Annotated in this window: 3 protein-coding genes; 1 reads left to right on the top strand and 2 read right to left on the bottom strand. The window is 26.0% G+C overall.

The features are described from left to right. Nucleotides 1–162: 162 nt before the first annotated feature. Complete coding sequence (locus UDIV_RS01570) at nt 163–1824, top strand: IS1634 family transposase (RefSeq protein ID WP_038102357.1); 1662 nt, start codon at nt 163–165, stop codon at nt 1822–1824. A gap of 126 nt (nt 1825–1950) precedes the next feature. Here the strand turns inward: UDIV_RS01570 and UDIV_RS01565 are convergent, their stop codons facing one another. Both UDIV_RS01565 and UDIV_RS01560 read right to left on the bottom strand, forming a co-directional pair. Next, nucleotides 1951–3051, bottom strand: coding sequence for a hypothetical protein (locus UDIV_RS01565; protein ID WP_038102356.1), 1101 nt, complete (start codon nt 3049–3051; stop codon nt 1951–1953). A 260-nt stretch (nt 3052–3311) separates the two neighbouring features. After that, complete coding sequence (locus UDIV_RS01560) at nt 3312–10109, bottom strand: ABC transporter permease (protein ID WP_038102351.1); 6798 nt, start codon at nt 10107–10109, stop codon at nt 3312–3314. Between the last annotated feature and the right edge of the window lie 70 nt (nt 10110–10179).

Genomic DNA, 10179 nt, shown 5'->3' with positions numbered 1-10179 from the left:
TTTTTCTTCTTTTGCAAAAAAAAAAAAAAAAAGCACTTTTTGACTTATATGTTCCGGTTAAGTAATTTTTTAGATCTTTACCATCTTCATCAATTTATAAACCAAAAACCAATTAAAAATTATAGCTTTTAAGTGTTTTTATACTATTGCTATAATATTTACATGAAAAAGAAAGCATCAGAAGTAAGAAGACAATGGAGAACATCCATTTCACGAGTTAAAAAGGGTGAATATTTATCAATTGGTATCCCTAAATTAGATAACAAAGGATTTGTTATGAGATTTGGTTATGGCTATATTGAAGATTTAAAACAATATGTTGATGACCCTTTAAAAGTAATAAAAGCTATTATTGCTAACTTCTCATTATCATTAACAAAACAAGAAGCTAAAGCACAATTAGACAATATTTTAAAAAAGGATAAACTAATTAACAAACAAACCATTATAAGATATAAAGGGTTAGAAGTTGTACAGAAACTATTTAATTATTTTAATATCTTTGATGATTATAAAATATCTGAATCAATCTCTTTTAATCAAGTAGTTTTTAAAACAATTGATCAATCTATTAAAAATATGAGTTCAAACTTTAGTAGTTATACTACTAATAAACAAGATCAATTAGAGTATTCATTTAATAATCAATTATATAGTTCACTTGATTATATTACTAAAAACAATGATTCTATTTTAAAGAACATATACACAACTGTAGAATCTAAAACTAATTTAGATACTAACATTTTATACTTTGATGTATCAAATAACTATTCTAAAAAGAATTCAAACCAATCATCTAATAAATTTAAATCACTTAAAAACTGAACACCTATCAATAAAGATTTTATTGTAGCTACTTTATCTAATAGTAATAAGATCCCTTTATACTACAAAATTTTTCCATCTACTTATTCTAAAAAAGACACCTTTATTCCTTTATTATTAGAAGTTGCTAAAATCTATAATAAAGATCATTTAACAATTATTGCAGACAAATCAATTTGTACTAACAAAAACATTAGATTCTTAGAATCAATGAATTGAAAATACATTACTTTTTATAAAATGCAACCAAGAAGTAAAGATTTTAGCAAGTATGTTCTTAGTTTAGATGATTATCAAACTGAAAACAATATAAGATATAAAATTAAACAATCTCAATCTCTATATAACAGTAAAAGAGCTAATGGATCTGTTTTATATCAAATAATCACTTATAGTGATACTAAAGCTTTAGAAGATAGAGAAAACAGAGAAGCTATAATAAATAGCTTTACTGATAAGATGGATCAAAACCAATTAGTATCTTATAAAGATATTGATCTATTTAACTCTTATTCTTTTATTAAACCAGTTAATAATACTTCTTATTATCAACTAGATAAACAAAGAATAAGAGAAGAAGAAAAGTATGATGGTTATTATGTTTATGTAACCAACATATCTAATTTAAAAATTAGTGAAATTATTAACTTATCTAATAATAGTTCTACTTTTAAATCTATTGATCTATTATTAGATAATAAATCAATATCATTATTAACAATTAATCATATAGAAGCTTATATCTGTTTATGTTTTATAACATTAATCTATTTAAACTATTTAATCTATAAAATTAATGATCAATTAAAACTAGAAGATCAATATAAAATAACAGAAGAAAAGCTGTTTGATGTTCTTTATAACATTAAAGAACTAGAAGTTTTAATTAACAACCAAAAGGTTGATAATTTTGAGATTATTAACCAAGAAGTTAAGGATGTTTCAGAGACTTATAAATTATTATTAGATGTTTTGGTGAGAAATGGATTGGAGTAGATAGGATAGGATAGGATAGGATAGGATAGCAAATTGATTGGTTATCTTTTGCCGAAGTGTTTATAAGGTAAAGAAAAAGAGAGTCTGTGCTCTCTTTTTTAGTTCGTATCAATGTTAATGAATTTATTACTTTGTTTCTTTCTTTAGACTTTCATAAAATAGGATTGTAAGTTTTTGATTAATTTCATCATAAGCGTCTTGTTTATTGTGTCCTTTTGGATCTTTTTCAGGAGTGAATTTAGATTCATCAAGACTAGCTACAATTTCATTAGCACCAGCTTCAACCGCTTCTAAATATGCAGTTTTACCATTTTTATGTAATCTCTCTATTTGAGTTAACAAATTAACAAATTGTTTGAATTGAGAATAAAGTGTAGCTAAATATGCAACATTGTTTGGATTAACTAATTTTTCCTTGTTTAAATATTTAGAAACCTCACTATCAAAATATTTCTTATATAAATCAATTAATTTTAATAATTCTTGTTTATCTTTTATATTACTAAATGATTTCAAAAGAAAAACTGAACCATTTAATGAAAAATTTTGTTGTTTGAATAGCTTGATAACATTTTCTATTTGTTCATCTGATACATTAGCTGGTGCAGGTGATGAAACAGGAGGTGTTGCTTGGTCCGCTGGTGGTGCTGGTTGATCTGCTGGTAGTGGTTCATCACCTTGAGCTTTACCACCATGAGTTTGATCGCCTTTAGCTTTATCTGTTTTTGAATCAGGATCAGTACTTCATCAGTTTTCCTTTTCAGGAACTTCTCCATCTTCCTTGTAATCAGGATTTACAGATTTAAGTGCATCAGTGTTTTCTTTTTGGATTTTTTCTCAATCTTCTTTTAGTGTCTTGATTTTTGATAGCTCATCAGCCATATCAGCTAAAGATTCTTTCTTATCGATTTTAGCTTTAACTTTTTCTAATATAGCTAATCTCTCACTTAGGAATGTTAAACCATATTCTTTAACTTCAGGATCAACTGTTTTCTCATCAGCTAATACATATGAAGAATAATTACTTATTACAAATTCTTTAGCTTCTTTGTATTCTTTTAGCTCTTTTGATTCAGTTTGTTTAGTGTCTTGAATTTGTTCTTTGTTTACTTGATTGTCTTTGATTAGCGGTTGATCTTGAGTTGTTTTTGTTGTTGAAACTTCTTTATTTGTTTCAACTTTTTGATTTTGAGTTGGTGTTGTCTTTTTAGCTATAGTGGTGCACATGAAGCAACTATAGTAGTTAAACTAATACCAGCTAAAACTGCTCCAACACTTAATATTAAGCCCTTTTTACTTTTAAATTTACTCATATAAATAACTTTCTTGTCATTAATAGTATATTTAAAATTCCTTTCATAAAAAGTCTACGACATAAGTACACTTTTATTATAACTATTTAGCTACATAAAATGTATATAAAAAAAGCAAACAAGGAATAAACTCTTATTTGCTTTTTCTTTATTAGTTATAAATACTAGATTTAATTATGTTCTTGTTTCATTTAAGGCTTGGGTTAGATTTAGTTTTGTAGTCTTATAATATGTATTTAATCAAGCAAGAATTAATACTAAACCAACAAAGCCAAAACTGATTACAAAGATTCATCAAGGAATAACTGGTAATAGGACAATGTTTAATGCACTAAACACAGCTCATTTATATAAATAAATAATTCCAAATGAAAGTGGTGTTGCTACGATTATGTTTAATAATCAAACAATTGGATAAACAAACATGAAGTTGTTTACATTCTTCATATCTCTCATTCCTAAGATCTTCATCACAGCAATCAAGCGTTGTGATTCATTTGCTAATGTTGAAGCAATTAAAACAATAATAATCACTAAGCTTGGTAGGATTGAAAGAATAATAATTAATAATAATGAGAATGAAGTTCTATCAATTGTATTAGCAAAGATTAAATTTTTGATGTTAGCATCAACATCTTTAAACGAAGCTAAGTTAGCTTCAGATCCATAGATTCTTATGATCTTATTTAATAAAGCGGCATAGTTTTGTAAATTAAACCCTGGTCAAGTTTTAATTGTTGGATCAAAACTACCATTTAAGATTGAATTAATTTTATCTCAACTAATTAAGAAGATTCAGTCTGCAGTTCCTGCTAATGAGTTTGGATCAGCTAAATTGATTCTTGGTCAAGTTAATAAAGCAGGAGATAAACCTGATGGGGCGTAGAATGAAATTAAATTATCAAAGAATAATGGTTTATCTTCTTTAGTAAAGAACCCATTAAACATTCGTTCTTCAATAATCTTAAAACCATTCTCAAACTGTTTTCTTTTAGCATACTCATAAAACCCTAATAACTTATTAGCTATTTTTTGATTAATCACCATTTGTTGGTTAACTAATGAATAGCTAATTCCAACAACTTTAAACTTAGCACTATAAGTTTTTGATTGGTCATTAAATTCATTAGTTAATCGTTGCATATGATTTGTTATATCTAAATCAAATACATCATTAACTTTTAGATTGTAGCGTTGAGCTACAACTTGATTAATGATTACATTATATGTACCATCACTATTAATGTCTTCATCTTTAATTAAATCAATTAAGTTTTCTTTATCTTTATTAATTAAATAAATTTGTTGATAAGGATTAATAGTATTAGGACTATTTTTGTTTTTATTATAATCAATTCCAATTAATTTAACATTACTGTTAGCAAACTTCTTAGTGTTTGAAATAATACCAGATACATATGTATAAGGTTGTTGGATTTTATCATCATCAATATTAACAACCTTAAGTCCTAATTTATATTGGTTTCTAATGGTTTTATCATTAGTGTAGATTTGTGTAATTAATCGCACAAATTGAGGAGAGAATTCAGCTGCTCCTTGTCTTGTAACAACCCCAGGTAAGGTGTTAATTTCTCATCGATCATTTTTCTTAACAAAGAAGTTGTTTGGATCATCTAAGCTCTTAGGAGCTTTTCCATCTTTTGTTCATAATGAAATTTGTCTAATAATACCATCATTATTAAAAGTTGGTACATCATATAATTTATCAACTTTTTTATTATCTATGATTTCGTACCCAAAAGTTTTAAAAGCTTCATCTAATAATTTAACTTCATTAAGTTCAGCTTTAGCAATCGCAATTGATGGTAAGAAGTTTTTAGCAAAAATCCAAGGGTTAAATTGTAATTTCTTATCTGAAACAGTAACATCAATATTTCCATCTAAAGATGATTTAGAAATAATCTTGCCATCAAAGAAATTAACATTGTTCATAATTTCAGGTTGGGTTGAAATTGATGGATAGTAAATATTAGCTAATAAATCACCATACTCTGGGTTTGCTGTTCCAAAGTTCTTAATGACACGCATTGCATTATTATATTGTAATGTTGAATAAGGTAATGAACTCTTAGTTGTTTTATCAATTACACTAAGATCATCTAAATAGATGTTATATTCACTATTTAGTAAATAAACTTCTTCAACTTTATAAGTATAGTTCGGTGTTAAACTATTGTAATCAATAATTAATGTAGAACTATCTTCTAAATGCCCATATAAATAAATCGTATTAACTCTTGGTTTGTTATTAACTATTCTTGTTTGTTTAATAACTGCTTTAAGTGGTCTGTTTTTAGTTAAATAATCAAAACTTATTAGTTGTTGATTATTTTTATTCTTATTAGCATACTTAGTATTATCTAAGATGCTAATACTATTATTAAACTCATTACTATTAGAATCATAAATAATTGTTTTATTACTATCATTTAAAGCTAAGCGTTTAATGAAATAAACAACAGCTTGATCTGCATTATTATAAATAATTGGTAAATTATTTAAATCAAAACTAACAAAACCAGAACTATCAACTTGTGAAGTTATTGTTTTTTCTTCGATTCCATTAAAGCCATAAACTAAATTAACTTGTTGATTAAAGTATTTAGGATCTTTTAAATTAAAGTAAACAATTAAATCTCTACTATATAAGTTATAAACAAATGAACCATTTTTATTGTTATTAAATACTTTAGTATGGATGTTTATTTGATCAGCTTTAAGAATAGTGTTTGAACTATTGTTGATTGAAACTATTTCTCAATCAAATTCACTTTTTGGAAGTGAAGATAAATCAAAATAAACAAGTTGATCATCAACAGATGCTTTAATTTGATGAATCTTATCTTTACTTTGATAAATAGCTACTAGTTGATCAAGATTAGCAAAATCTTGTTTATTAAAAACTAAATATTGTTTTTTGTTTTTAAATAAGAATTGCCCTTTATTTTTTAAATCAATGATCTTAAGATCATTAGCTATTTGATTCTTATTAATAATCTTAATTAATTGATTATTTTTTTGTTTTCAATAAATAGCACTAAATTCATAAATATCTTTATCTAATAAATTAGGATTAAAGTTGATATTACCATTTTGATCAATAATTGAATTTATTGAAACAAGTTCTTTTTTAGAATTTAAATATTGAATAATTACAGGTTCATTAGCTAATGATCTAAGTTTTAATTTAATATTAACATCATTAATGATTTTAGGGAATGGAGAGAATTCATTTCTTGCTCCTAGGTTTTTAAATTGACTAATGTAATAAAAACCACCTTGTTCAGTTGGTGAGTATAAATCCACAGCATATTTATACTCACGCAACTCATTAGTTATATTAGCTGATTTAGTAAAGGTGTCTTTGGTTGTAGCTATGATTGAAGCAATAATGGAGAATGAGGATGCAATGATTAATAAAATTAGCATCCGCATAAAGTTAGCAATCACATAAGTTGCTCGAAGTACAGAAATTGCTCCAAACTTAATAAAGATTGATTTAATAGCTAAAACAGCTTTATTAATCTTAAATCCAGCATCCCCACGCATTGTATTATATGGTGATTTAGCAAGCATTCTAAAGATGATTAAAAATGAGATTAATCCTAGTGTAATCGTCATCGCTATTGGAATTGCAAAGATCCAACCAACTGAAACATATTGTGCTGGAATTGGAACTAATCAGTATGAATAAAACAATCGCATCACAAGTGGTTGTAAGAAATATGATGCTGTATAACTAATTACTAAAACTAAAAGCGAAGGAATAGTATAAAAAGGCATAAAGGCTAATCAAATTCTTGTTCTTGATACCCCCTGAGCTTGTAATACCCCAAACATTGATTGGTTTTTGCTTACTAGATTTCTTAAACTAGAACTGATGAAATATATTCCTAAGATCAAAATTAGTGCTGTTAATGAAATTGCAATAATTAAAATGATCTTTCTTAAATCATCTAAGAAATAAGATCGTTTTTTATAAATTGGGAAAGGGTGATTTTGATCACTCTTTTTATAAATTGATCCTTGTTTGCTTGCATTAAGTTGTGATTTTAAACCATTAAAGATTTTAGCTTGTTTAGCAATATCTAATAAGTGAGCATTAGCTTTAATACTGTAGTATTCAACTAATGGCACATTTGGAGCAATTGCTCTTAGTTTATCAAACCCAGATGCCCCTAAATAAAGCACACTAGTTTTTTTAGGATCAATTAAAATATCATTAACATTTGATGCTGGGAATAAGAATTCAGAAGATTCAGCATTACCAATAATAAAGAAGATTTGCCCGTTAATATCAACTTTGTTATATTCAGGAACAACATATCTTAATCAACTTCGATAATCTTTAGCTTTTCTTACTAATTGATTATTTTCATCATAATAATCAATATAAGGAGCTGAACTATCACTATTAATATATGGTAGTTGAGCTGCTAATTTAAAATCTTCTAAGTTAGCTACTTTTTTGTATCCACTTTGTTTTGGATCACTATTTGCTGCTAAGTATGAATTACTTACAAAAGCTAAATCAGAACTTCGATTAATTACATTAATATTAAAAGGAACAAATAAGATATTATTCTCTTTTAATCTTGCTTCTATATAGAAACTGTATGAGTTACTTTGTTGTGATACAAAAGCATATGTATTAAAGAACCGACTAAGTTCTTTAGTAAATAATTTGTATTCATCTGGATTTGTAGCTGATCAATTAATAAATTCAGAAGCTGATGCAGTACTAAAATCACTATAACCTTTATTAAAGTTAATTGTTTTAAGGACATATTGATTAAATACAATTTGATCGACATTAATCTTAGAGTTTGGATCATAATCAGTATTAAAATCTGATTTATTAACTATATTAACTAATTCAATTCTTTTAGGTAGATCTTTATTATGAACTACATTAATAAAAGCTTGATCACCTGCTCCATATCCTTCAAAGTAATAATATTTCTTATTATTCTTATCATCATAATCTTTATAAACAGCAACAAGGGGTGTTTTGTTTTTATAGTTTGTTGTTAGTTTATATTGATAAACTCCATCTTTAAAGGGTAATAACAATCTATATAAATTAAGACTAAATATATAGTTATTAGCTAGATATTGTTCACTTAATAATCATTCAGCTTCATTAAATAAGACTTCAAAGAATTTATGAAGCTGATAGATTCCAACTGATGCTGGATTAAATAGTGAAGTATAATCATGACTATCAACTAAGTTTCCTTCAACTTGATTGTTAGTATTAGCTGCATAGGTTTTTCAGATTGTATTATAGTATTCATAATAATTTAAATAATATTCTTTAAACCGACTAATCTTAGTTGCATCATCATTATCAAAATAAAGACGTTTATATTTATTATTAGCATTTTGTGAATCAGCATACTTTTCATCTAAACTAACTGGTTGGTTGATTCATTTAGTTTTATCATCAACAACTTTAGATTGATAATAAGTTGGGTTAGTGATATTTGTAGCTATGAAGTTAGTATTTGTTTTAACATCAGTGTAATTAGCTGATTGGTGTTTTTTGTAATAAATATCATGTTGGTCTAAAATTGACAAGAACCCAACATCCTTAAGCTGATCAGCTAAAAATCTTAAATTTTTATTACGTTCAAGTTCGATTGTAGCATTTCGTTTAGCAGTTGAGATTTTACTGTACTCACTACTTTGTTTATCTAATAAGAATAGTTGGTTGTTGTAATTATCAATTTTGTTTAACAAATTGATTTGTTCTTGTTTACTGTAAGCTGATTGTTCTTTTGAATTATTAAAGAAAGCTCTTGTTTCATCTTTAATCTTTTTAATCATTAAAGTTTTAGCTTTATTGATTGAACTAATTACATCTTCAAGCTTAGTTGGATCATCAACAATTTTAGTTGGTAAATAAACTTTATTTCTAAATAGATCATTATATTTAGTAGTTAAGTTATCAATTTTTAGTTCTTTAGCTATTTGATCTGGATGATGTTTAGTTTGTAAATATGTAGCAAATAATGCATATTCATTAGTTAGTTTTGAAGTATCTACAAATAAGTCAAATTCATAATAATCAGCTAATGTTGTATTTGTACTAATATATTGAGTTAATTGTTTATAAACTGACTCATAAGAGTTTAAATACTTCTTATTATCATTTAGATTACTTGTTGAATCTTGAATCTTATTAGTTCTAAAGTTAACATTATTAATTAAGAATGGATTTCTTAAGTTTTCATTAAGACTAAAGTTTAAGTTATGTTTGCTAAAATCAAAGGTTTTAGCAAATGGTTGATTAGCTTGGACTATTCCCATATTAACACTATAAGTACTATATTCCTTATTAGCATTAGGGCTTAGATCATCACTATTAAAAAGAACCTTAGCATAACCTAGATCTTGAACACCAACGAATTCAACTTTATTGTTTTTGTTTTGATAAATAAAGTTTTCATAGTTTGTTGCACTTCAAGCTGCAGTTTGAATACCATCATTAAATCAGAAAACAGTTTCTAATTGTAAGTTATTGATCGCATTTCAATCAACATTTCCACTTAAATTAAGTGGGGTTTCATTAACTCCCATTGGTCAGTAATAAGGAGATTTAGGATTTGTTGGTTTAAGTTTGATGTAATTATTATTTCTAGCTAATCGAGCTTTGTTAAAAACATGTAATTTAACAATCTTTTTAGCTGGATTAGCTAGTTTGTTATAAACTATTTCTAGATCATTGAAAACAATGCTGTTGGCATCATTTTCAACAGCTACATAATCACTTGTTAAACTTACTTTTTTAATATCATTTTGAGCTTTATCTAAACGTTGGATTGTAATTGTTGCTGTTGTAATGACAAGGGTTGTAACTATCATTAAAATTGATAGTTGTGTGATCAAAGCTTTGTTTTTAAAGAAAAGCTTTAACATACTTTTCATTAAACAAAATAACTTTTTCATAAACCCTCCTTTCATTAACTAATCAACATTAAGCTAATAGTAATTATACTAAATTCGGTTTTATAATAAA

This window comes from Ureaplasma diversum NCTC 246 (assembly GCF_000731915.1).
Lineage (GTDB): Bacteria > Bacillota_I > Bacilli_A > Mycoplasmatales > Mycoplasmoidaceae > Ureaplasma > Ureaplasma diversum.
This window is presented reverse-complemented; position numbering and strand designations above follow the sequence as displayed.